This is a genomic window from Algoriphagus sp. 4150, from assembly GCF_031457395.1.
GTDB lineage: Bacteria > Bacteroidota > Bacteroidia > Cytophagales > Cyclobacteriaceae > Algoriphagus.
Genome location: NZ_JAVDWS010000025.1, coordinates 38343 through 61958 on the forward strand (window position 1 = coordinate 38343; position 23616 = coordinate 61958).

Consider the following 23616-nt stretch of genomic DNA (forward strand, 5'->3'; position numbering starts at 1 on the left):
TAGCCCGCCGAGGCTTACGTTCAATAGTTGTAATCCGGTCTGATGAAATTCCAACGGAAAGCCAGTTGCAAGTATTGGGAGGTCTCCGGACTGTCCAAGTCTTGAGCCGTTCTCCTTCTGAGCGTATGTGATGCATCAATGAAGAAATTATGGCGAAGCATAAAGCTGGCATTCAGATTTGTCTGTATCACTTTGTTTTCGATTCCCTGTCCGATCTCATTTCCAAATAAACCAGTCGGGCTCCCCACAAGTCTGTTTTTCAGGATATCACCGCCCCAGTTTGTTTCCTCGTCTGGATCGCTACCATAGAGTTGGTACATGCCCAGTAAAGTCAAGTTTAGTTTTGGGATAGGCTGGTATCGGAGGATCCCCAACATTTCCCGAAAGTTGGCCCCTCTGGGATGAGTCAGCGGTGTCCGCCAATTGCTATAGGATTGAAAATCGAATTTCTCCTGAAAAGTATAGGGTCTTGCCGAATTATACTCCAACTGTAAGTCAAGGTTTGATATTTTAAACAGGTCAATGTACTTGTAGCCTGCTTGCAGCCCGTATTTGTTCCGCTTGGATCCTTTGCCGTCTTGACCGAAAAACTCAGAGAAAACAAATTCATCCAGCGAAAATTGTCCATAAAGCTGCATGGAAGGGTAGAAATTCCATTTGTAATCCATACCCAGCATCACTTTGTCCGGTGTGCCGAGTGATTGCTCCACCCAACGGTAAAAGACAATAGGATTGTAGTAATTGAAATCGGCCTTATCAGTCATCACGGACTCAAAGAATCCCAGATTAAGATTTTTGCCTACATTGAAACCCAGTCGATGAAAGGAAAACCATTTCTGCGGATATCTTCCGTCAGTTGGCCTGCCTCTATCATAGTCCACATCAGCAGTCATCTGCGACCAGATATTGGTCAGTTGGAATTTCCAAACCTGCGTATTTAACTTCACAAACATGTAGGGATTGGAAAAGTCCGACAGCAAAAAAGATCGATAGCCTTCCCCGATAAAGTTTCTGTCATGACCTACTTCCACTTGGATATGTTTGGTGATATTGAAACTCACATGACCCAACGCTGAGAAATAACTGTAGCCACCCTCATTATATTCTTTCCAAAAACCTTCTCCCGGAACAGCACCATTGTGCGTTGCGTAGCCTTTTACCCAGCTTGGAAAAAACGCTTCAGAGGAAGTGAAATAAGTGTAAAAACCCACTTTCTTATCAATAGATCCACGAAGAACTACTCCGCGGGAAAGTCGATTTGGGTTTTGATTGTTGTCCTGTTCAATACCGCCGTTTAGGTAGATGACAGGACTCACATGGATATCAAACTCATCACTATAATAATGTGCAAAGTCTCCGGGTCTGCGATATAGCCCTTTTAAGAAAGGTTTTTTTGATTCCGGCGTTTCTTGGCTGATAAATTCCCAATTGTCTTGGCTCAGATAGGCAAGATTGAACCGGTCAGATCTAGAACGGATCACGGCATCTCTGGAGAGGCTATCCAAGTATGCGGCTACATGATCTCTTCTGTAAGGTTTTGCTCCGGTATGGAAAATTTGGTTATTCCTGCCCTGAAGAATTTCATAGCGTTCGATCTTTTGGTAATAATCCCTGTCGAATGGAATATAGCTTCCCTGCGAAAAGGCAAAAAACGAAAGCAAAAATGTGCCTATAAATATAAGTAGGCAGAAGCTCGGGCGGGAACAGAATATCTTTAGCATTGACTAAATCTAAAAAACATTCATGATAATGGGGCTGAAGTATTGAAAATCTAAAAACTATCTCATCAAAAAAGCCTTCTTTTGTGTTCTGGAATCGACTTTTCAAGTCCTTTTGATCAATTGACTTAGAAATACTTGGCAAAGATTTGGTGGATTTTCTGAAAAAGGGTAGCTTTGTGCCTCATTTGAAAGAGGTACTATATAACTAGCAATAATATGAAAGCTGATATCCATCCAAACTACAGAGACGTCGTTTTCTACGACACTTCTAGCGAGTTTAAATTTCTTACTAAATCAACTATCGAAACAAGCGAGACAATCACTTGGGAAGATGGCAACGAATATCCTCTGTTCAAGGTGGAAGTGAGCTCTCAGTCTCACCCGTTCTACACAGGTAAGAAAATGATGCTTGATACTGCGGGTCGTGTTGAGAAATTCAACAGAAGATACGCTCAGAAGAAGTAATTCTTTCTTATCTCAGGCTAATAAGTCTCCTGGAGCATGGATTCCGGGAGACTTTTTTATTTTTGCCTCATGGACTCTATTTTATTGTTTGACGATCCCACGATCCGCGGATCATTGCTTCCTTTTACTTTTACCAGGCCGGTTGCGGATATCCGTGTGGGGATTCTGAAAATCTCTGAGAAATGGGAAAGGATCACTGATGTGGAGGTGTCATTTCTTACCCAAGGTTATCTGCAAACCAAATTTCCGCGCAAAGCAGGAAATACACTGGCTATAAACGGTGCTTGGCTTCCCGACGGCAATAGTTTGGGGTTGTTGAAGTCTCTTTCTTCTAATCAGGCACTTTATTTCGGGAAAACATTAATGGCTGCTTACCTAGGCGAAACAGAAAAGAATCTTGCCGCTGTGAAGGGGAGGGAAAATGTCCAGATGGATTCTGAGCCGATACTGGTGTTGAAGACTTGGAATATCTTCCAATTCAATGGTACTGAAATCAAAAAGGATTTTGACTTAATCACCCGAGGTAGAAAATCAGCAGATTTAACTGATTCTCATACTAAGCTGTATTCGCCTGAGAATATCTTCGTCGAAGAGGGTGCCGTGATTCGTGCAGCAGTATTGAATGCGGACAATGGGCCTATTTATATTGGTAAAAACGCGGAGATTCAAGAAGGTGCATTGATCCGTGGGCCATTTGCACTTTGTGAGAGTTCTACAGTCAACATGGGAGCTAAAATAAAAGGAGATACTACCGTGGGTCCTCATTCCAAAGTTGGAGGTGAAGTATCCAACTCAGTGATATTTGGCTACAGCAACAAAGGTCATGATGGTTTCTTGGGGAATTCTGTGATAGGTGAATGGTGTAATATGGGAGCTGATACAAATACCAGCAATCTGAAAAACAACTATTCACCGGTGAAGCTTTGGGATTATACGGTAGGAAATTATGCCAACACGGGTTTGCAGTTTTGTGGCCTGATGATGGGAGACCACTCCAAATGCGGCATCAATACCATGTTCAATACAGGAACTGTGGTTGGTATCGGATCCAATGTTTTTGGCCCGGGATTTCCCCGTAAATTTATTCCTTCCTTTGCTTGGGGTGGAGCAGAGGGATTCTCTACCTTTTTGTTTCCGAAATTTATAGAAGTAGCACAGGCCGTAATGGCAAGGAGAGGAATAGGAATGAACAGGGACGAACAAGAAATATTGCGTTTGATTTTCGAAATGACCAAAAACTATAGAATTTGGGAAACCTCATCCTGATTTATTAATCCATGCAATTCGCAGATATACCGGGACTTCCCGAAACCAAAGAAAACCTAATCAATGCTGTCAAAAACAATCATTTGGCGCATGCATTGCTGTTTCATGGACCTGAAGGTTCAGCTAATCTGACTATGGCTCTGGCACTGTGCACCTATTTGTACTGTGAGAATCCCGGTGCTACAGATTCCTGTGGGATTTGTGCCTCTTGCCAGCGGATGAGCCGTTTGGTGCTGCCCGATCTGAATTTCGCCTTTCCGACTATTGCCACCGCAAAGGAAGATGATAAAGAAGATGATGAAAAGGTCGATCTTCTGACAAATTGGAGAAAGTTTGCGACAGAACATCCTTATGGAAACGTGCATGATTTTATCTATTTCAATAATTTTGAGAAGAAGCAATTAAATATTTCCAAAGGTGCTGCGCGCAAAATCATTCAAGCCCTTTCTTTGATGTCTTTCGAGGGAGGGTATAAAATCATGATGATCTGGGCACCTGAATTTTTGCACTCTTCGGCAGCAAATGCGCTGCTGAAAATTCTCGAAGAGCCGCAACCCAAGACACTTTTTATATTGGTGACAGGCCATGCAGATCAGCTCCTGACCACTATACTTTCCCGGACACAGAAAGTGACCATCCGTGGGTTTTCAGATGAAGAAGTGAAAAACCATCTTATCGAAAAGGGACTCTGCGATGAATCTTCCGCTGATCAGATTGCAATGCTGGCAGATGGTAATTTACGTGAAGCATATAGGTTAGTGGAGCAGGTAGAAGATCTACAGGTGAAAAAAATCAGAGAGTGGTTTTTGTCCTGTTACAAAGCCGATTTCAAAAGCATTTTTGGGCTGGCAGATGATTTTCACAAATCAGATAAAGAAGCACAAAAATCCCTTGTCTTGACGGGGCTGAATGTCCTTCGCGAGATTCTTCTGAAAAATGCCGGCCTGGACGAACTCCTGCGTACCCATGACGAGGATCGGGATTTTGTCAATAAAATCAGCGGAAAAGTTCTCAAGGAAGAGCACGTAGGTAAACTCTATGGAGATTTCAATACGGCTCATTACCATCTGGAGAGAAATGGCAACGCTAAGTTTATCTTCACGGATCTTTCTATGAATGTGACGAGATTGATGGCTAAAATCAGCTGATATGGATCAAAAAATAATTGGCAGAAAAGAAAAGGTCTCTCTCCCTGATCTGGGGCTAAAGTTAGTCTGGGCAAAAGTGGATACAGGAGCTTATACAAGTAGCATTCATGCGGAGAATCTGGAAGTAATCGAAGTGAACGGGAAGCGCGTGTTGCGATTCCAACCCTTACTGCCAGGACACAAATCATATACAGGGAATCTGGTTACTTTTGAGCATTTCAGGGAGAAAAAGGTGAAAAATTCATTCGGTCATGCAGAGGTTCGCTATTTGATAGAAACTACCTTTGAACTTGCCGGTGAAATCTATCCGGCAGAGTTTACACTGTCGGATAGATCAAGTATGAGAAATGCGATTCTCCTTGGCCGGAAAATCCTTAGAAATCGTTTTCTTGTAGATGTATGCAAAGTCAATCTGGCTAGACAATACAGAAAAAAATAAGCTGATTACCGATTTACCTTACGAGTCATGAACATGCCTCATACCCTCTAAAAATTTTCACATGAAAATTGCAATCCTATCCAGGAACCCAAATTTGTATTCTACCAAAAGGCTTTTTGAAGCGATTCAGAAAGCAGGGCATGAAGCGACAATTGTAAATCATAGTATTTGTGACTTGATCATCGAGCAGGAGGGGCCTTCTATCATCTACAAAGGAGAAAAACTCACTGATATAGATGCTGTAATTCCCAGAGTGGGTGCTTCGGTCACTTTTTACGGCACAGCTGTGGTTCGCCAGTTTGAACTCATGGGGGCTTTCTCGGCAGTGAATTCTCAGGCGATAGTAAGAAGCCGGGACAAGCTGAGAAGCTTACAGATCTTGTCCAGTGCAGGTTTGGGGATGCCGAAGACGGCCTTCACGAATTTTTCCAAAGGAGGAGAAAAGCAAATCATTGAGCATGTCGGTGGAGCTCCCTTGATTATCAAGTTGCTCGAAGGTACTCAGGGGCTTGGAGTGGTTTTGGCAGAGACAAAAAAAGCCAGTCAATCTGTGATCGAGGCTTTCCATGGTTTGAAAGCCAGGATTATTGTTCAGGAATTTATCAAAGAGGCCAAGGGTGCCGATATACGTGCTTTCATAGTGAATGGGAAAGTAGTCGGTGCTATGAAACGTCAAGGCGCGGAGGGTGAATTCCGTTCCAATCTTCACAGAGGTGGAAAAGCTACCATTATCAAGTTAAGCCGGGCAGAAAAGCAAGCAGCATTGGGAGCTGCGAAAGCACTTGGCCTGGATGTGGCCGGTGTAGATATGCTTCAATCTGCAAGAGGGCCGTTGATTTTGGAGGTAAACAGCTCTCCGGGGCTGGAGGGTATAGAGAAAGCCACGGGGATAGATATAGCCGCTGCAATCGTGAAATTTATAGAAGAAGGGGTGAACAAACGCCCTATGAAAATATCAAGCCAATGAGTCAATTAGTGAAAATAGGTACACGTGGAAGCAAGTTGGCACTCTGGCAGGCGTATCATGTGGAGGAACTTTTGCAAAAAGCAGGACTGCGTACTGAAATTGTAATCATTGATACCAAAGGTGATCAAATTCTCGATGTTTCCATTGCCAAAATTGGCAGCAAGGGGGTCTTTACTCAGGAACTTGAAGATCAGTTGCTGGATGGAAGAATCGATATTGCCGTACATAGTGCAAAGGATATGCAATCCAATTTGCCGGAAGGTTTTGAAATTATAGCCTTTACCGAGCGTGAAAAAGAAAATGACGTGCTTGTCTCCCATAACAAAGAAGTTTCGTTGAAGCAAGATATTGTGTTGGGGACTTCATCTACACGCAGGATTTCTACCTTGAAGCATTTTTATCCGCATGTGAAAACGGTGGAGGTTCGGGGAAATCTACAAACCCGTATCCGCAAAATGGAAGAAGGACTTTGTGATGCCTTATTGCTCGCATACGCAGGAGTGCACCGTATGGAATATGACCATATGATCGTGGAGGAACTGGATCTCAATGAATTTACACCGGCAGTGGGACAGGGATCCGTGGCCATCGAGGCAGCGCAGAAATTAGATCCGGATGTGAAGGCTATGATCACATCCGCATGTGATCACCCTGAAACATCTATGAGGCTACGTGCCGAGCGGGCTTATCTCAGAGTGCTGGAAGGAGGGTGTAGCATCCCTGTGTTTGCCTTGGCAGACCTTGATGGAAAGCGGCTTAGCCTAACAGGGGGAATTGTGAGTTTAGATGGTAAAGAGCGCATTTCGATTGTAATAGAAGGAAATGCCGAAGAGCCCGAAAGGCTGGGGAGAGACTTGGCTGATCAGGTTTTTGCTGCAGGAGGGAAAATCATATTGGATCAAATCAAAACAACACTGAATAAATGAGATTTCTAAGAACATTACTTTTTCTCTTCCTTTGTGCCAGCTCATTCGCCTGTGCAGCTAATAAAGATTATGTAATCACTATAGAGACCAGTCACGGCAACATAGTGGCAGTACTCTTTGACGACACGCCTGAGCACAAATCCAATTTCATCAAACTGGCTGAAGCCGGCAGATTTGATTCCACGGAATTTCAGCGTGTGATCAAAAATTTCATGGTTCAGGGAGGAGATGTGTTCACTAAGGAGAATTTGCCAGCTCAGGAATGGCCGACGTTGCCGGCGGAGATTCGCCCAAACCATTACCACAAAAAAGGAATGATTGCCGCGGCCCGTCAGGGAGACGGCATCAATCCGCAAAGAAGATCAAGCGGCTCACAGTTCTACATAGTGATAGGAAAAGTATACGAGGAACTGGAATTGACCACGGATATGGCAGCACTTCAGAAGGCTTTTATGAAATATATGGAGCTGGGAAGTCAGGCAGAATTGAAAAAGCAGTACACCCGACTCTACAATGAGCAGAAATACGATAGTCTGACCACAATACTTCTCTCCAAAAGAGAGGAATTGGAAAAATCATTGAATGTTAAGTTGACTAAGGATTTTACGGCTGAGCAGATAGAAGCCTATACCACTGTAGGCGGGACACCGCATTTGGATAAGGAGTACACTGTTTTCGGAGAAGTAATCCAGGGACTTGAAGTAGCCGATGCGATTTCAAATCTACCTACCCAGCGGGATCGACCGGTAGAGCCTGTGTTCATGAAGGTCACTGTTGATAAAATGTCCCGAAAGAAAATTGAAAAAGAATATGGCTATACCTATGCAGATGAGAAGTAAGAAGAAAGTTTTTATCACCGGCGCAAATGGGCTGCTTGGTCAAAAGCTTGTAGCTCAATTAGTGGAAAAAGGAGCATTTCAGGTAATAGCCAGTGGCAAAGGCGAATGTAGGTTGCCGGGAACTGGATTCGAATACGTTTCTCTTGATATTACGAATGGAGAAGAGGTGGGGATAGCATTGGCCCAAATCAATCCTGATATCATTATCCATGGCGCGGCGATGACCCATGTAGATCAATGCGAATTGAATCAAGCTGCTTGCTACGATGCCAATGTCAATGCCACGGCTTATTTGGTCAAAGCTGCCGAAGCAGCACAAGCGCATTTTATATTCCTGTCTACAGATTTTATTTTCTCGGGAGAAGAAGGTCCTCTGGACGAAAATGCAGAGCCAGCCCCCGTCAATTACTATGGGGAGACTAAACTGGAAGGAGAACAGATGGTCATGGCCTGTAAGACTAAATGGGCAATTGCCCGCACAGTATTGGTGTTTGGGATAGCCCATGATATGAGCCGGACGAATATCGTGCTTTGGGTGAAATCATCATTGGAGGCAGGCAAAGAAATCCCGTTGGTAGATGATCAATTCCGTACTCCTACGCTTGCTGAGGATCTGGCTGCAGGTTGTATTTTGATTGCCGAAAAAGAAGCAACAGGGATTTTTAATATTTCGGGACCTGATTTTCTGACCCCCTATGAGATGGCAAATATCACGGCTGAGTTCTTTGGGCTTAACAAAGAATTAATAAAGCGGGCTGATTCGAGCACGTTTACACAGCTGGCAAAAAGACCTTTAAAAACAGGTTTTATTATCACAAAAGCTCGGGAACAGCTTGGTTTTGAGCCTAAAACTTTCCGGGCGGCAATTGGTATTTTAGCAAAACAAATTATCTTAGCCCGATCTTAAAAAGCAGTTTATATACCCTTTATTTAACTTTAGAATAATTTATGGCAGTTAGCAACGATACCGAAGAAAGAGGTCAATGGGGATCCAGTCTAGGTTTTATCATGGCCGCGGCGGGTTCCGCAGTAGGCCTGGGTAACATTTGGAGGTTTCCATATCTAGTCGGTGAAAACGGAGGAGGTGCCTTCGTTTTTGTATATATTTTATGTGTACTGTTGATAGCTTTGCCATTATTGTTTAATGAAATAGCATTAGGTAGAAAATCAGGTAAAAATCCCATTGGGGCTATTCGGGAGACCGGAGGAAATCGCTTTTGGCAAAGCGCAGGAGTTCTTTGCGTAATTATGTGTTTTTTTGTGTTCAGTTATTATTCAGTAATAGCAGGCTGGACTGTGGGATATATTTTTACGGAGATTATCAATATCCCCATTGATTTTGCTGAGTTTGTAAAAACACCCCTATATGTAATTCCATTGACATTTGTATTTATACTGATGACGGTTGTTATTGTACTCGGCGGTGTGTCTGGAGGTATAGAAAAAGCATCCAAATTCCTGATGCCGGTTTTATTTATTATTATCATATTCATTGCAGGTAGATCAGTGACATTGGAAGGGGCTTCTGCGGGTATTGAGTATTATTTAAAGCCTGATTTCTCTAAAATAAATGGAACAGTAGTACTTCAGGCCTTGGGACAGGCCTTCTTTTCTATGTCCGTGGGATGGGGTTTGATGATCACCTTTGGATCTTATTTGCCCAAGAAATCCAATATTATTCAATCTGCCGGCTGGATCGCCGGTATGGATACTTCAGTCGCACTTTTGGGAGGATTGATGATTTTCCCGGCTTTATTTGCTCTTCTTCCGGGCAAAGATCCTGCAGCAGGACCGGCTTTGGTGTTTGATGTACTTCCCAAAGTCTTTGATGCTATGCCTGGCGGGAATATCGTGGGAGGTTTATTCTTTATCCTTCTTATGGTTGCTGCATTGACTTCTACTATTTCCATGTTGGAAGTACCGGTGGCATACTTGATTGATGATAGAAAATGGAATAGGAAACGTGCTACCTGGACTGTCGGTATAGCAGCGATGGCTCTTTCCGTACCCTCTGCCCTTTCGCAAATCCCGGGTACTTTCTTTGCTGATTTGCATATCAACTTCTTTGGTTCCAGACTAACAGGATTCTTTGGGATAATGGATTTTGTGTTTGGCACATTTGCCGTAATAGTGATATGTTTGATGTTGTCTTTATATACAGGTTGGGGATCCAAGCTGTCCGATTACGCCGATGAATTAGCATCAGGTGCGCCCGGCTTCAAAGGGCCGTTTAGAGCAGCTTGGATGTTTTTTATAAAGTATATATGTCCGATCGTAATTATCCTGTTGTTACTGAATATGTTAGGTGTGATGGGAGTTCAGCAGGAGGCATAGGCTCTTGGTAGTAAGTTAGTTGAAAAAGAAAATCTTCGGATTTCCTTTTTTCGTGCAATATGTTATTCTCTTGGCAAGAGAATTGCTAATTTTTCTTAAATTCTGTCGTTAGTAAGCATACTAAACCAATTACATATAACCATGAAAAAAATCATTCTTTCCTTAGCACTGCTGGTAATTGCGCTCACGGGCTATTCCCAGGGGATCTCTATAGGTCCGAAGGTGGGTCTTAGTCAGACCAAATTGAATCTTAAAAGTGATCAATTTAAAAATGGAGATTCCAAATTCGGATACCACATTGGAGCTTTTGCCAGAATCGACTTGGGGGGATTATATCTTCAGCCGGAAGCATTGTTCACCCAGACTCAGGGACAGTTTTCATTTGGTCCGGATGATAAGCAATATGATGCGAATTTTAACCGGGTAGATATCCCGGTGATGGTGGGCATTAAGGTGTTGAAGTTGCTGAGAGTGCAGGCAGGTCCTATAGCAAGTATCAATGTGAATTCGAAGCTGAAAGAAGCAGGACAAACTGTACAGGATACAGATTTTAGAAATGCCACTCTTGGCTATCAAGCCGGCGTTGGTATAGATATAGGTAACTTGATAATCGATGCGAAATACGAAAGTGCTTTGGATAAGTTTACCGGAAACGTGGCGGGGTTCAATACCGATCAGCGAACAAACCAATGGATATTATCCGTAGGTTTTAGATTATTCTAATCGAAAGATTTAAACTTTATAAAAGCCCGGTTGATCGCCGGGCTTTTATTTTGAGCAGTTCTTCTAGTTGTGCTGCTTCTCCGGAAGCAGAACGGAATTGGTAGGACTGAGATCAATAATTTCCGTTTATTTGGCTACCAGCCGTGTTTTATAGATTACAGAATAGTCGTTTTCGGCTTCGGAGAAGTTAAGGGAAAACCAGATTTCATCCTTAGAAATGTATTTGTCCAGATTGCCGAGAATTTCCGGTTTGTAATTGGAGAACTGATTTCTTTTCCGTTAAAGATAACCAGTCCTCCCTTGTTGATTTTTCCTAATTCTTCCCATTGTTTGTTCATGTCTTCACCTGCTTTGCCTACTGTCTCCTCATATTCTTCACTTGTCAATCCTGCAAGATAATCCACTAAAAACTGTTGATTTCCCATCGCTATAAGGCTGTTAATCGTACCTGCATACAATTCACTAATATTGATGTTGTCATCTACTTGGGCACTTTTGGGCTCGTTTTCAAAAAAAGATTCAAAGGGAATAACTTTCGTCGAAGCTAAAGTGGATAAATCTGCTAATGGATAGGCGAAAATCTTCGGTTCGTGTCTGTAGGCAATGTAAAGGCTATCACTGTCTATAGAAATGGCGGGATAGGAGGAGAAGAATTTATAGGCTTTTTCTTTGCTGCTGAATTTGGATGTGATCGGGAAGGGGATAGCTGGAGCATAGGTCTCAGTTTGTAGGTCTAGAACTTCGATGTGAGTGGATTTTTTCTGATAGTCAATGCCTTGGCTGCCAAAATCATCCGAACCCCGTCCTGGGAGGTTAAGGAAAAGCCGGTCTCCCTTTATGAATAAATTATCTGCACCGCCAATGATGATTTGAGCCCTTGGAGTAAAGTCCGGAGTGTATTTTTTCTGCAATTGGCCTTGAATGTTATACCTGTAAACTCCGGCAGTAGTAGGGATCAGAAACTCATTGCTAGTTAAGAACTTGCTTTTTCCATAGAGATTGGATTGATATTGGTTTGGCCCCTCACCACTTAACTTGTACTGGTAAAGAATCTCACCCTCAATATCTGACACCAATATAGAATCTGTAGTTTGATCCCTTAGCAGAAAGGATTTTCCATCAGGACTGATGTCCATCAGAGAGAGATTGCCAAGGTAATCCACCACCAGTGAATCGTAGATTTCAAATCCCAAAGATTGTTCTGTAAGTGGAGTGGAGGTTTTTGTTTCCTCCTTTTCACCAGAGCAGGCGATTAAGCTAAAAGCAAATGGGAAGAGATATAGGTAGGTTAGGTTTTTCATTTCTGTACTAATAGAAGTTTATAAAAAGTCAAATAATCCTCCTCTTCACCTAGATATTCATCGTTACGGAGAGCGAAAAAGGGTTGGGTGGGCGATTCCATTGCAAAGATTTTATCAACTTTTTTAGGAATGGGAATCTCGTTTGACCAACCATTATTCTTACTGTAAACTCTGAAATTAAAGTGGTTTAATTCGATCAATTTTGGAAAGTCCTCAGGGAAGTTGAATTCGTTATCTCCAAAAACATCTTCTGAAATCCCTTCAGAATAATGCACGACAAATAGACTCTCATCTGCAAAAACTCCGTAAATATTACCTTCGACCAGTCTTTCGTAGCCATAGTTTTCTGTTTTGTCTTTCAATTCTGGAGCTTCGATAAATTTCGTGGGGTTAAGATCTATGGTTTCTATGTGCCGCCCAGAATCAAGCAGACTGAATCTGTGGATTTTAGGCTCATTGTTGAAGTAAAGCAATAAGTCATTTTCATTTACCGTAAATGATATGGCCGGTCTTTCATAGAGCAAACCAGTACTGAATTTTGAAGTGTCAGGTGTTCTGATTAAGGGGCTACTTTCTCCGGTAGCAGGATTTAACTTTTCGAGCAAAAAATTGTCACTTAGATAGGTGTCAGTGTAAGGGCTTACTTCATCTCTTCCAGGATAATGAAGAATTATATCATTTTCCCAAAATCCCAAGGATTTGTCATCCATCAGACCCCCGAAAGATTGGGATGGAAAAGGCATTTCAATGTTTCTTTTAACTGAAAGGTCATCATTTAATTCATAAAAAGGCCCCCGGTAGTGTCCGATATAGGGATTGCCATCTGGATCAATTTTGACAGTGGAAATAAAAGGAATAGACTTTGGGCCTTCTTTTGGAAATGTTAGTGTAGTTAACACCTTACCATCATAATCGATTTTGATTAAAGAGTTGGCAGTGTAGTCATAGAGCAAACCTAGTCCATCTTTGAAATCACCAGTTGAGATATTTCCCAGATAATCCACCTGTATAGAATCCACAATCTGCAGTTCCCATTCATTGGAGGATTCGGAATTCGTGTCCTCAGTGTTTTCTGATGATGAGCAGGCGAAAAAACAGGCGGTTGCGAAAGTGAGTAAAAAGTGTCTGTATTTCATTTTTCGACCAGTTTCATTTTGTAAATCCTTAAAAAATCTTCCTCTATATCCTCAGGGGGAATCCTCTGGAAATATATATACTCACCGTCGGTAAGGAATCCTCCCGTATTTGTGTTTTGCGGATACTTCAATTGCCCCAGATATTCTAAACTGGATTCATCATAAACCAAAATACCGGGAGGTGATTTTTTCTGTAATTTTTCATAAAAAGCGCTGCTTTCTTCCTCTTTTCCTTCACTCCATAATTTTTGTGCCTCTTCCATTTCCCTAGGATCCAGACCGGGGAAATAGAAGATCAGTATCTTTCCTTTTTGCACAAAAATATTTTTTATAGCAGCATTACCGCCGTGTATCGAATAACTGCCTTTTGAGAGTTCCTTGCGGTCCACTCCTTCAATCGGGAATAGATTTGGGATGTCGAGGGCTAGCGTAGTGTCAAGTGTCGATTTTTCGGGAGTAAAGTCATAAATCCAAACTTTTGGCTCGCCACCATGTGAGAGGTATAATTTTCCTTTGCTCTCTGCAAAAGCAGGAAGGTAATCGCTTTGGATAAATCCTTTGCCGTTATGGAATAAACTTCCCTTTTCAAATGAGCCGAAGTCTTTGGATTCTCCGGTTTCCAAATTGACTAGCTCTAGCGCTTTATATGTGTCGTAAAATTTCTGCTCTCCGGCATATGTATCTTTAGTTCTGATAGAATTCATTAGTAGATAGGGGACATTGTCGAACAGGGCAATTTTGGAAGTTTTACCGGGTATAGACATAAATGCTGCGCCTCCCATATCCTCGGGATGCTTTATCTTCTTCAGCATATTGCCGTCTTGATTGTATATAAAGATCCCGTTCATACCGACTTGAATAAGCTGATCATTTCCCCAGATCACCGGAAGATCAATCAAAAAACCATAGGAGTCAGGTGTATCCCCGTTTTTCGACAGTGTATCAAGGATTTTCCCGGATTTGTCCGAAATGATGATTTTTTTTGAAGGGTAATCAAAGAATGCAAATCTGCTTCCCTCCGGATTGGTAGAAGCCAGAATGGGAGAACCTAAAAAATCAAGATCCAATGAGTCCCGTAATTCTAATTCAAGTGTAACGGTTGAATCCATTGCCGTTTTATTTCTTTCCGGGCTGCCACACGCTGATAGTAGTCCTATTAGGAGCGCTAGCGTAAAAAAAGAATCGCGCATTTCATTTAACTATTAGTTAATTATGAAATTAAAAACATTCTTGGTAAAACAATAAAAAAACTCAGCTCAAATGGCTGAGTTTTAGGTTTTTTTTGTGCCGTGGGCTGCGTCTCAAAGAATACTTTCGGTATATCCACTAAGGTCTGCGCGCCGCATTTCATGGAAGTTTTATCGGTGTATTTTCACCAATCAAATCATGGCTCTTACTCAATAGTATTTTTTATATATGGCCAGATGGTTTCAAATACAATTTTATGCCCCTCTTCGGTAGGGTGAATTCCATCTGGGAGATTTAGTTCAGGAATTCCTCCCACATTTTCCAAAAGAAACGGAATAAGTGTCACGTTCTTTTCTTTTGCCACGGCAGGATACATCGCTGAAAACTCTTTGGCGTATTCCTGACCCATATTCGGGGGGATCTGCATGCCGGCCAGGATGATTTTTGTCTCAGGAAACTTTGACCTGACTTTATCTATGATCTTAATCAGATTGTTTTTGCTCTCAGTGACTTTGATTCCCCGAAGCCCGTCATTTCCTCCAAGTTCGAGGATGAATACAGCAGGTTCTTCTTCCAGAAACCAGTCTAGCCGACTAAGTCCGCCGGCCGTAGTTTCACCCGAAAGCCCTCCATTGATCACTTTGTAGTCCAGTTCTAAGCTGTCGATGCGGGATTGGGTAAGCCCGGCAAAGCCATCTTCAGGATTGATCCCGTAGGCAGCTGTCAAGCTGTTGCCAAAGAAAAGGATGGTTTTTTGATCGGATTTTGATTTTTGGGTTTTTTCTGATAAGACTTCGGATTGGACTGTTTCGGCTTTTTTTTCAGCGCATGAGCTGGCAGCTAATCCAACAAAAAGTAGAAGCGCTGAAGAAAATAAACGATTAAGATTGAATTGCATATGATGGGAATTGTGAAATGTAAAACTATATGATTATCCGCTTTTCTACCAGTAACGGAAGAAAGATGTCATGATATTCGGAAAACACTAGCGCAGCGGCCACTTCTGTCACCCGTCACTTGTACTGAGCGAAGTCGAAGTATCTGTCTTCCGTCCAGTAAAACATGGGAAATATGGCTACTGGCATCATTGCGGATAATCACATTAAGTTATATACCCAAAAGGATTTTAGGCTAAAAGGTTCAGGAAAAAGTAGAGTTTTATGTTTCTCAGAATAATATTATCAAAGCAACTAGAGAAAGTAAGACACAGAACCCTTGGAAATAAGGGTTTCGAAATTTGATAGAACCCGCCAAAAAGACTGTTGCCAGTCCGCAGGTCACAAGAGGGATAAAAGAAGCTGATTGCAGAGCATCAAGCATAAGCCACCTGTCCAATTCATAAAACATAAAAACCCCAAAGAAAGAGAGGAAACAGAGGTTCAGTGGCAATAAATAATGTTCTGTTAGCTGTTTATCCTTTTTCATGAATCGGTTCTTTTGATAAGCTTTCCTTCTTCCAATAGCTAAAAAGCCGGTAGGAAATGAAGCAGAACAAGAAAATATATACTGCCGGAGTCATCAGTAGAGTGGCATATGCATATCCAATAAATACAGTGATCAGCCCCAGCAAAATAATAAGGGTGATGGTGGAAATCGAGTAAATAAAGATGGTTTTTTTGACAAGATCTTTCTCCTCTGCGGTCTTTTTCTTACGGATCAAATAAATGAAAAAACCGGTGATGGAAAGGACTCCGGAAGTAATGGCTAGTAGGGCATAGGCGATTTTAAGGAAAATCCCTCCAAACCTTCCGAAGTGCAAACCTTCCTGCATGTAATAGAATTTGTCGGAGAATGCCCGCTCTCTGATGTCATAAACATCCAGAATTTCCAGTGAGGTCTTATCCAGCACTACTTGGGAGATATGAGGTTCAAATGGCAAATGACCTGCATCTCCCTTTACCTCGATTGTATTTGTGCCGTTTTTTGAGGGAATGACCTGCGTTGGGATAAATCCCGGGATTTGGGCTTTTGCAGCTTCTACCGCTTTCCAAAAATCATATTCTTGGTCAAGGTCAACTTCCGGGCTTGAGATCTTCTCTGTCCTCACAAAAGTATTCGGAGCTTTGATGTCAAAGGCTTTGATCAAAATTGGCTGAAGTCCCAGCCAAGCGCCCGTACCGGCAATCATCAGATTGAAAAGCAGTGCGGCCATTCCTACCATCTTGTGCCAATCAGCCATTAAAAGGCGAAGGTTCTTTTTTCTGATTGCGCCGAAGAGTTGATTCTTCATGAATTGCCCATAGATAAGCAATCCCGTGACGCAAAGAACAAATAATCCTATTCCGGCCAGACCTACCAGTTGTCTTCCCCACCAGGCATCCATAAGGCGGACATGGATTTGCCGTAAGTAATTGGAGAGACTGTCGGTGTGGTTTTTTTGACCTAAAATCGCTCCTGTGTATGGATTGATGAAAACTTGGAACCGTTTGGAGTCTTTTACTCCAGCCTCGAGAAAAATATTCAGTATCAGCGGATCAGTGGCTTTTGCTGGCGGCATTGCTCCTAAAACTCTAAACCCGGGGTTTTCCAATTGAACCTGTGATATGATTCCATTCATCGGCGCGTATGAATCTCCGATTTCTTTAAGTTCATACCCACGCTCTAGAAATGCATCGATCTCAGGGATGAAAACGGCAACAGCGCCAGTTAAACTGAGCGCTGCAATGACGATTCCCACATAGAGACCGATCCATTGATGGATTTTCCAAAGGAGATTTTTAGATTTTTTAGCCGCCACTTTTCCGGATTAGAATGAGAAGGTGATTGTTCCCAATACATTTCTTGGTGCACCCGGGAAAAGTCTCAGGTAATCGTAACCGCCTACCCAGTGAGTTTTGTCGGATAGGTTGTTGACGTTTAGCTGTAGACGTACATTTCCGGTGGTATAAAACAGGGCTGCATTCAAGAGCGTATAGCTAGGGATGGTTTGGGTAGCACTGAGTGAAAGGTTTCTTTCTGTGACGAAATTCGCACCAAAACCCACACCCAACCCTGTCAAAGCACCTTGGTCAAACTCATATTTAGTCCATAGATTTCCCTGATGTTTCGGTGCGTTTGGCTTTTGCCTGTTTAGGTCTTCTTCATTCGGACTTTCTGTGATTTCCGCCACATTATAAGCATAAGAAGCCATAATACTCCAGTTCATCAGAATCCTGCCGGTTACGTCAAGTTCCACTCCTTTGGCAGATTCCTTGCCGATTTGCTCAAGTAGATCAATTTCTCCCGGTACCGGGTATAAGGTGTTCCGTTGATCGATTTGATAGACTCCTGTGGTTAACTCAAGTCTTTTGTTAAACCAGTCTGATTTGATCCCGAATTCAACCATAGAGCTGATCAAAGGATCAAATGGACCACCTGCGTTTGGATTGGAGATGGTAGATGCCGTTTGTGGGTTGTAGCCTTCGACGTAAGTGCCGTAGAAATTCATGTGCTCGTTGGCTTTGAACACCAACCCAAATCGTGGAAGTAAAACATTCTGATTTACTTTTTCTTCATCCGCTTTTTGATAGTTTTCGAAGTCTGTATATACTTCATATCTAAGCCCGATCATCGCTTCCAATTTTCCAAAGCTGATTTGATCCTGAACATAAAAACCGTTCAATTGGTAACGTGTCGGGTCGTAGCTATTTTGTGCATAGAAATATTTAGACATATCCTGCATGGTCTGGGAAGCAATAGGATTCTCTAAGTCAAAATGGGGAACGTTGGGCACGGGATTTCCATTGGCATCAAGCAGGTAATTTTCCCTGTTCGCCGGGTTGTATCTCAAAATAAAGCCTGTATTTGTCGCATTTCTATATCCATTTGCAGTCAGTTGAGAGCCACCTGCAGGTAGAGTCTCCTGAGCATAATCGTAACCGACTACAAGTTTGTGGAACAGGTCGCCTGTTTTTTTCTGAATGTTGAAATAAGCAGACAGATTATCAACATACCTGGCTCTCTTTCTGATAAAAACCTGACGGGCTACCGAAGTTCCGATGGTGTTTCCATCACCGTCTACAGCATAGCTGTTGGAAGATCTGTGCTCAACAAGGTCTTCATTGTAGCCGGTTTTCATGTAAGAGGCGTTGAAACTGATGTCTTTGCTGATTTGATGGTTCAGGGATGTGGTGATCGTGTACGTTTGCTCTTTCAAGAAGTCATTTGCAGTATTGAGAGATCTTGAAATAGGAGTGGAATATAAATTGTCCTCAAAGGTGGATTGTCCTCTGTCCAGCCGGCTGCTGGAATTGTTGAATACCAAATCCAAATTCACACGGGTTTTTTCAGATGCAATGAAAGAAAATGAAGGAGCTACCACGATGTTTTTGTCAAACTGCAAATCTCTGAAGTTTTGGGTATCTTCATAGCCCAGATTTAATCGGTAAAGTAGCGTCTTTGACTTATTGGCGGGGCCTGTGAAATCAGCCAAGCCTCGAAAATTATTGAAACTACCCACCGAGAAACTCAAGCTATTTCTATTGATGTCCAATGGTTTTTTGGTTACTCGGTTTACCACTCCTCCCGGACTGGCATTGCCGAAAAGTGCTGAAGAGGGGCCTTTTAGTACCTCCACTCTTTCCAGGTAGTTGATCAGTGGCTGCTTCCAGAAGCCGGACGTGGAGCGCAGCCCATTTACCAACTGGGTATTGCTTCCGCCGTTGATACGGAAGCCACGGATAGTGATGTCGTCATAGAACGTGAACTGGCTTACTCCGGAGAAGTTTTTCACCGTTTCACCTACGCGCATCAGCCCTTGATCCAAAATCAATTCCTTGGTCACATAGGAAACTGACTGAGGCAGATCTTTGATGTTTGTCTGCGTTTTACTTCCCAGAAAAGTTGCGGTATTTTTATATCCTTCTTCTTTTCTGCCGACGATCTCTACTTCCTGTAGGCTGGACGTTTCTTCCTGCAGTTGGAAACTCCTTGTGGAAGTAGGCTTGTTGATTGTGATTTTTTCATTGACAGTATTGTATCCAATGAACGATAATTTCAATTGATACTCTCCCGGTTTGTCGAAAACAAGGGAATAATTTCCATCAATATCCGTCACTGTGCCAAAAGAAGTTCCGGCAACTTGGATGCTCGCACCGACCAGAGGCTCACCACCGATGGCTTTGATGGATCCCCGTAGTTCGAAGTTTGACTGACTGAATACGCCTATAATACTGATGAAGTATATGGCCAAAAGGGTAAAAAATCCTTTCATGTGTTTAATAATTATTTTTTAGTGGTTGTAATTTGTCCAGTAGAGTCAGAACCTGCCTACCGGCAGGCAGTTGGAATCCCGTAATGTGGATGATCATCCCTCTCCCAAAGCAAGTTCGGGACAAGTTGTATGATCCTGTAGGTACGGGATCGTGCTTGACCTTGTGTTTTATTTAGATTGATTATCGATAAGACAAAAGTATGTGAAGGATTTGAAAATAAATCATCTTATCTGGATTTATTTTAAATAAAATTAACGGAGACGCTTTTGGATCAACGGGCATTTGAAGAAATGAACCCGTAATTGTCTTGAATCCAGTTGTTTTTTGATTCGGTGTAATACGGTTTGTTGGTTTGTAGCGGGAATGCTATCTTCAAATCAACCATAGCGGAGGTTTTTCGTTAAGCCTTTTCATACCCTTTATTGACTCCCATCACAACACATGAATATTTTATCAGTATCAAACCTGAGCAAGGTTTACGTAAGTGGCAGCAGGAAACTGACTGTATTAGACGAGGTGACATTTGACATCAAATCAGGCGAGATTATTTCCATTGTGGGGCCATCAGGAAGTGGCAAGACCACACTACTTGGGCTTTGTGCAGGATTGGATTCCGGCTCCACGGGAAGTGTAGTGCTGGATGGAAAATCTTTAGAAAACTTATCTGAGGATCAACGTGCTGCCGTGAGAAACCAAAGTGTGGGTTTTATATTTCAGAATTTCCAGCTTTTACCTACTCTGACTGCTTTGGAAAATGTAATGGTGCCACTAGAGCTGAAAAAACGGAAAGATGCACGTCAGAAAGCACAGGAACTTCTTAACAAAGTCGGATTGGGAGACAGAGGGACGCATTACCCTACGCAGCTTTCCGGTGGAGAGCAGCAGCGTGTTTCTATTGCAAGAGCTTTTGCCAATGAGCCAAAAATTCTTTTCGCAGATGAACCCACGGGCAATTTAGATACTGAAACAGGGGAAATGATCGAGAAATTGATTTTTGACCTGAATAAGGAAGAAGGAACAACGCTGGTTTTGGTTACGCACGATTTGGAACTGGCTGCCAAAACCCAACGCATCATTCATATCAAGGGAGGAAAAATACAGGAGGGTGCAGATGCCTGATTTCGGATGGATTATTAAGATGGCTTTTCGGGATTTCCGGAAAAACATCTCCAGACTTTTGCTCTTTGTCTCTTCCATCGTGGTAGGGATTGCCGCTTTGGTGGCAATAAGCTCGTTTGGTGAAAACCTTACAGCTGATATTGACAATCAGGCCAAAGAGCTTTTGGGTGCTGATTTGGTACTGCAAAACAACAAGCCGGTTGGCGATCAGCCCATTGATAGTGCTGCCACGCAGCTGGCTTCGGAAGTTAATTTCGCGAGTATGGTCGCCTTCCCAGAGACTGGTGCCAGTCGCTTGACGCAGGTGCGGGCGCTAGAGGGTGCGTTCCCTTTCTATGGTTTTTTCGAAACTATTCCAGTTTCTGGTGACGCAGATTTTCGCTCCGGAGGGAAAAAAGCCTTGGTGGAAAAAACACTGATGGCTCAGTTCAATGCCGAAGTGGGGGATCAGATCAAAGTAGGTGAGGTGCTTTTTGAAATTGTAGGAGAATTGCAGAAAGTACCGGGTCAGACAGGCATCACTGCATCTGTTGCTCCTGCGGTTTATATTCCTCAGGTTTATTTGGAGGAAACAGGACTGGTGCAATACGGGAGCAGGGTGAATTACAGTAGGTATTTTATGTTTTCCCAAGGCACTGATGTGGAAGCGCTGATCAAGCCTTACGAGGATCAATGGGAAGAGGATCGGGTGAATGCAGATACAGTAGAAGACAGAAAACGTTCCACTGGGCGTTCATTTGCCAATCTTTCCAATTTCCTGAGTTTGGTGGCTTTTATCGCATTGCTCTTAGGCTGTGTAGGCGTGGCGAGTGCAGTGAATGTCTTTGTGAAAGAAAAGCTGTCTTCGGTGGCCGTTTTGCGCTGTTTGGGAGTTTCTTCCAGAGATGTATTGCTGATATACCTGACTGAGATTATAATTATGGGCTTTGTCGGAGCTATACTCGGTGCTTTTCTGGGAACTTTGCTCCAGTTTGTATTACCTGCTGTGTTTGCGGATTTTCTTCCGGTGGAAGTTTCCTTTGGGATTTCATGGCTTTCTGTAGGCTTCGGGATTATTACCGGATTGTTCGTGTCTGTGCTATTTGCGCTGTTGCCTTTGCTGAAAGTGAGAAATGTCTCTCCGATGGAGACGCTAAGACCCGAGTCAGGCAGCTCTACTTTTCTTAAAGATCCATTGCGCTGGTTGGTTATTCTGGGAATTCTTGCTTTTATCTGGGGCTTTAGTTTTTACCTGTTGGATAGGGTTGATTTCGCTTTTGGTTTCACAGGATTTGTGGTTTTTGCTTTCGGGATTCTCTGGGGAGTTGCCCAATTGATTATATGGGCGGTTAGACGGTTTTTACCTATCTCTTTCGAATATACACTGCGCCAATCCTTGGCTAATCTGTACAGGCCAAATAACCAAACAGTTTCCTTGATAGCAACAATAGGCCTGGGGACGGCGATGATTTCTACGCTATTTTTCCTTCAAACACAACTGCTGGAGGAAGCCAGATTTGCGGACAAGAAAGATCAGCCGAATATGCTGCTGTTTGATATTCAAACTGCCCAGCTGCAAGATGTGAAAGCTAAAATAGAATCTAGGGATCTTCCGATCATGCAGGAAGTTCCCATTGTGACCATGCAACTGAATGAGATCAATGGGGTAGGCAAAAAGGAGAATGAAGCGTTGCCTGATGATGACAAATATTCTCGCTGGCTATACAATAGGGAGTTTCGTGTGACTTATCGGGACACGCTTATTTCTTCAGAAAAGCTGACTGAGGGCGAACTGATTCCTCTGGGAGCAAGAGGTGATAGCATCTTTGTCTCCTTTGAAAGTGGTTTTGCAACAGGCAATGGAATGAAAATAGGAGATGAGGTGGAATTCAATGTGCAAGGGAGGCCTATCAAAACCTACATTGGAAGTCTTCGGGATGTAAAGTTCACGCAAGTTTCCACCAATTTCCTTGTGCTATTCCCTGAGGGAGTGTTGGATCTGGCACCGAAGTTTCATGTGCTGATCACCAAGACCAAAAATGACCGTGAAGCTGCTGATGTACAGTCTGAAATCGTACGGGAATTCCCGAATATTTCCATTATTAACTTGGGGACAATAGTGGAGACGCTGGAAGAAATCTTGGGAAAAATCAGCTTTGTGATCCAGTTTATGGCTTTTTTCAGTATTGCCACGGGAATATTGGTGCTGATCAGTTCTCTGATTATCAGCAAATATCAGCGGATGCGGGAAAGCATTCTGCTAAGAACTCTCGGTGCCAGTTCTGCCATAGTTAGCAAGATCAATACGCTGGAATACTTCTTCTTGGGAAGTTTGGCATCGCTGTCAGGAATTATTCTGTCCTTTGGAGCGACTTGGCTATTGAGTGAATTTGTATTCAATATTTCATTCCGGGGAGCATGGCCGGAAGCTTTGATTCTTTACTTGGCGATCACAAGTTTGACCATAGTTTTGGGATGGCTCAACGGCAGGAAGATTATCAACCAACCGCCAATGGAGATATTGAGAGGGAATTAAGATAAGATATGATTATTCGCAATGATGCCAGTGGCCTCATTTTACTTGGTTTACTGGCAGGAAGACCGATACTTCGACTTCGCTCAGTACAAGTGACGTGTGACCTGCCTTTGCCGGTAGGCAGGCCGAAGTAGCCTTCAATGCTAGAGTTTACTATGTCCTTTTATGTGTATTCGCTTAACTGCACGTATGTGCTTTGAATTAATGCTAGAAGTTCAAATTTGGCAAATCCCCCTTTCAAAAAGGGGGCAAGGGGGATTTCTAGGATTTGACTCGTCCTGAATTGAGTTTACACAAAGTAAACTACTATGAAACGACAAAAAGAAAAAAAAACAAG

19 protein-coding genes are annotated in these 23616 nt (G+C 42.7%); 12 read left to right on the forward strand and 7 right to left on the reverse strand.

The annotated features are described in order from the left end of the window. Window positions 1-20 precede the first annotated feature (20 nt). Window positions 21-1721, reverse strand: a complete 1701-nt coding sequence (locus J2X69_RS21790) for a hypothetical protein (protein ID WP_310108097.1) — start codon at window positions 1719-1721, stop codon at window positions 21-23. Window positions 1722-1937: 216 nt separating this feature from the next. Here J2X69_RS21790 and J2X69_RS21795 point away from each other — a divergent pair, with 216 nt between their 5' ends. The 10 genes from J2X69_RS21795 to J2X69_RS21840 all read left to right on the forward strand — a co-directional run bounded on the left by J2X69_RS21795 (window position 1938) and on the right by J2X69_RS21840 (window position 10828). Further along, window positions 1938-2186, forward strand: coding sequence for a type B 50S ribosomal protein L31 (locus J2X69_RS21795; protein ID WP_057939325.1), 249 nt, complete (start codon window positions 1938-1940; stop codon window positions 2184-2186). 69 nt (window positions 2187-2255) lie between these two features. Further along, entirely contained in the window at window positions 2256-3452 is a 1197-nt protein-coding gene (locus J2X69_RS21800; protein ID WP_310108100.1) for a GlmU family protein, read from the forward strand. 11 nt (window positions 3453-3463) lie between these two features. After that, complete coding sequence (locus J2X69_RS21805) at window positions 3464-4600, forward strand: hypothetical protein (RefSeq protein ID WP_310108103.1); 1137 nt, start codon at window positions 3464-3466, stop codon at window positions 4598-4600. A gap of 1 nt (window position 4601) precedes the next feature. Then, window positions 4602-5039 (forward strand): RimK/LysX family protein, encoded by a 438-nt coding sequence (locus tag J2X69_RS21810; protein WP_310108105.1) that lies wholly within the window; start codon window positions 4602-4604, stop codon window positions 5037-5039. A 61-nt stretch (window positions 5040-5100) separates the two neighbouring features. Continuing rightward, on the forward strand, window positions 5101-6006 hold the full coding sequence (gene rimK, locus J2X69_RS21815) for a 30S ribosomal protein S6--L-glutamate ligase (RefSeq protein ID WP_310108107.1): 906 nt from the start codon (window positions 5101-5103) through the stop codon (window positions 6004-6006). Next, a complete protein-coding gene (gene hemC, locus J2X69_RS21820) occupies window positions 6003-6932 on the forward strand; it encodes a hydroxymethylbilane synthase (RefSeq protein ID WP_310108109.1) in 930 nt (309 codons plus the stop codon). Before rimK ends, hemC begins: the two co-directional genes overlap by 4 nt. Beyond that, complete coding sequence (locus J2X69_RS21825; protein WP_310108111.1) at window positions 6929-7771, forward strand: peptidylprolyl isomerase; 843 nt, start codon at window positions 6929-6931, stop codon at window positions 7769-7771. Before hemC ends, J2X69_RS21825 begins: the two co-directional genes overlap by 4 nt. Next, entirely contained in the window at window positions 7761-8678 is a 918-nt protein-coding gene (locus J2X69_RS21830; protein WP_310108113.1) for an SDR family oxidoreductase, read from the forward strand. The genes J2X69_RS21825 and J2X69_RS21830 overlap by 11 nt, the downstream gene beginning before the upstream one ends. A gap of 41 nt (window positions 8679-8719) precedes the next feature. Then, the gene (locus tag J2X69_RS21835; protein WP_310108116.1) at window positions 8720-10105 is read left to right on the forward strand and encodes a sodium-dependent transporter; all 1386 of its coding nucleotides are present in this window, start codon (window positions 8720-8722) and stop codon (window positions 10103-10105) included. Window positions 10106-10246: 141 nt separating this feature from the next. Continuing rightward, window positions 10247-10828, forward strand: coding sequence for a porin family protein (locus J2X69_RS21840; protein WP_310108118.1), 582 nt, complete (start codon window positions 10247-10249; stop codon window positions 10826-10828). Window positions 10829-10983: 155 nt separating this feature from the next. On the opposite strand, the gene J2X69_RS21845 is transcribed toward J2X69_RS21840, so the two are convergent. From J2X69_RS21845 to J2X69_RS21870, 6 genes are all read right to left on the reverse strand, one after another. Beyond that, a complete protein-coding gene (locus J2X69_RS21845; RefSeq protein ID WP_310108120.1) occupies window positions 10984-12129 on the reverse strand; it encodes a hypothetical protein in 1146 nt (381 codons plus the stop codon). Further along, window positions 12126-13265 (reverse strand): hypothetical protein, encoded by a 1140-nt coding sequence (locus tag J2X69_RS21850; protein WP_310108123.1) that lies wholly within the window; start codon window positions 13263-13265, stop codon window positions 12126-12128. Before J2X69_RS21850 ends, J2X69_RS21845 begins: the two co-directional genes overlap by 4 nt. Next, window positions 13262-14374, reverse strand: coding sequence for a hypothetical protein (locus tag J2X69_RS21855; RefSeq protein WP_310108125.1), 1113 nt, complete (start codon window positions 14372-14374; stop codon window positions 13262-13264). The genes J2X69_RS21850 and J2X69_RS21855 overlap by 4 nt, the downstream gene beginning before the upstream one ends. 284 nt (window positions 14375-14658) lie before the next feature. Further along, window positions 14659-15351 (reverse strand): arylesterase, encoded by a 693-nt coding sequence (locus J2X69_RS21860; protein WP_310108127.1) that lies wholly within the window; start codon window positions 15349-15351, stop codon window positions 14659-14661. A gap of 513 nt (window positions 15352-15864) precedes the next feature. After that, a complete protein-coding gene (locus tag J2X69_RS21865) occupies window positions 15865-17190 on the reverse strand; it encodes a PepSY-associated TM helix domain-containing protein (RefSeq protein ID WP_310108129.1) in 1326 nt (441 codons plus the stop codon). A 9-nt stretch (window positions 17191-17199) separates the two neighbouring features. Further along, entirely contained in the window at window positions 17200-19644 is a 2445-nt protein-coding gene (locus J2X69_RS21870) for a TonB-dependent receptor (protein ID WP_310108131.1), read from the reverse strand. Between the two features lie 442 nt (window positions 19645-20086). Here J2X69_RS21870 and J2X69_RS21875 point away from each other — a divergent pair, with 442 nt between their 5' ends. Together J2X69_RS21875 and J2X69_RS21880 are read left to right on the forward strand one after the other, a co-directional pair. After that, a complete protein-coding gene (locus J2X69_RS21875; RefSeq protein WP_310108133.1) occupies window positions 20087-20764 on the forward strand; it encodes an ABC transporter ATP-binding protein in 678 nt (225 codons plus the stop codon). Continuing rightward, the gene (locus J2X69_RS21880; protein ID WP_310108135.1) at window positions 20757-23279 is read left to right on the forward strand and encodes an FtsX-like permease family protein; all 2523 of its coding nucleotides are present in this window, start codon (window positions 20757-20759) and stop codon (window positions 23277-23279) included. The genes J2X69_RS21875 and J2X69_RS21880 overlap by 8 nt, the downstream gene beginning before the upstream one ends. Window positions 23280-23616: the final 337 nt, after the last annotated feature.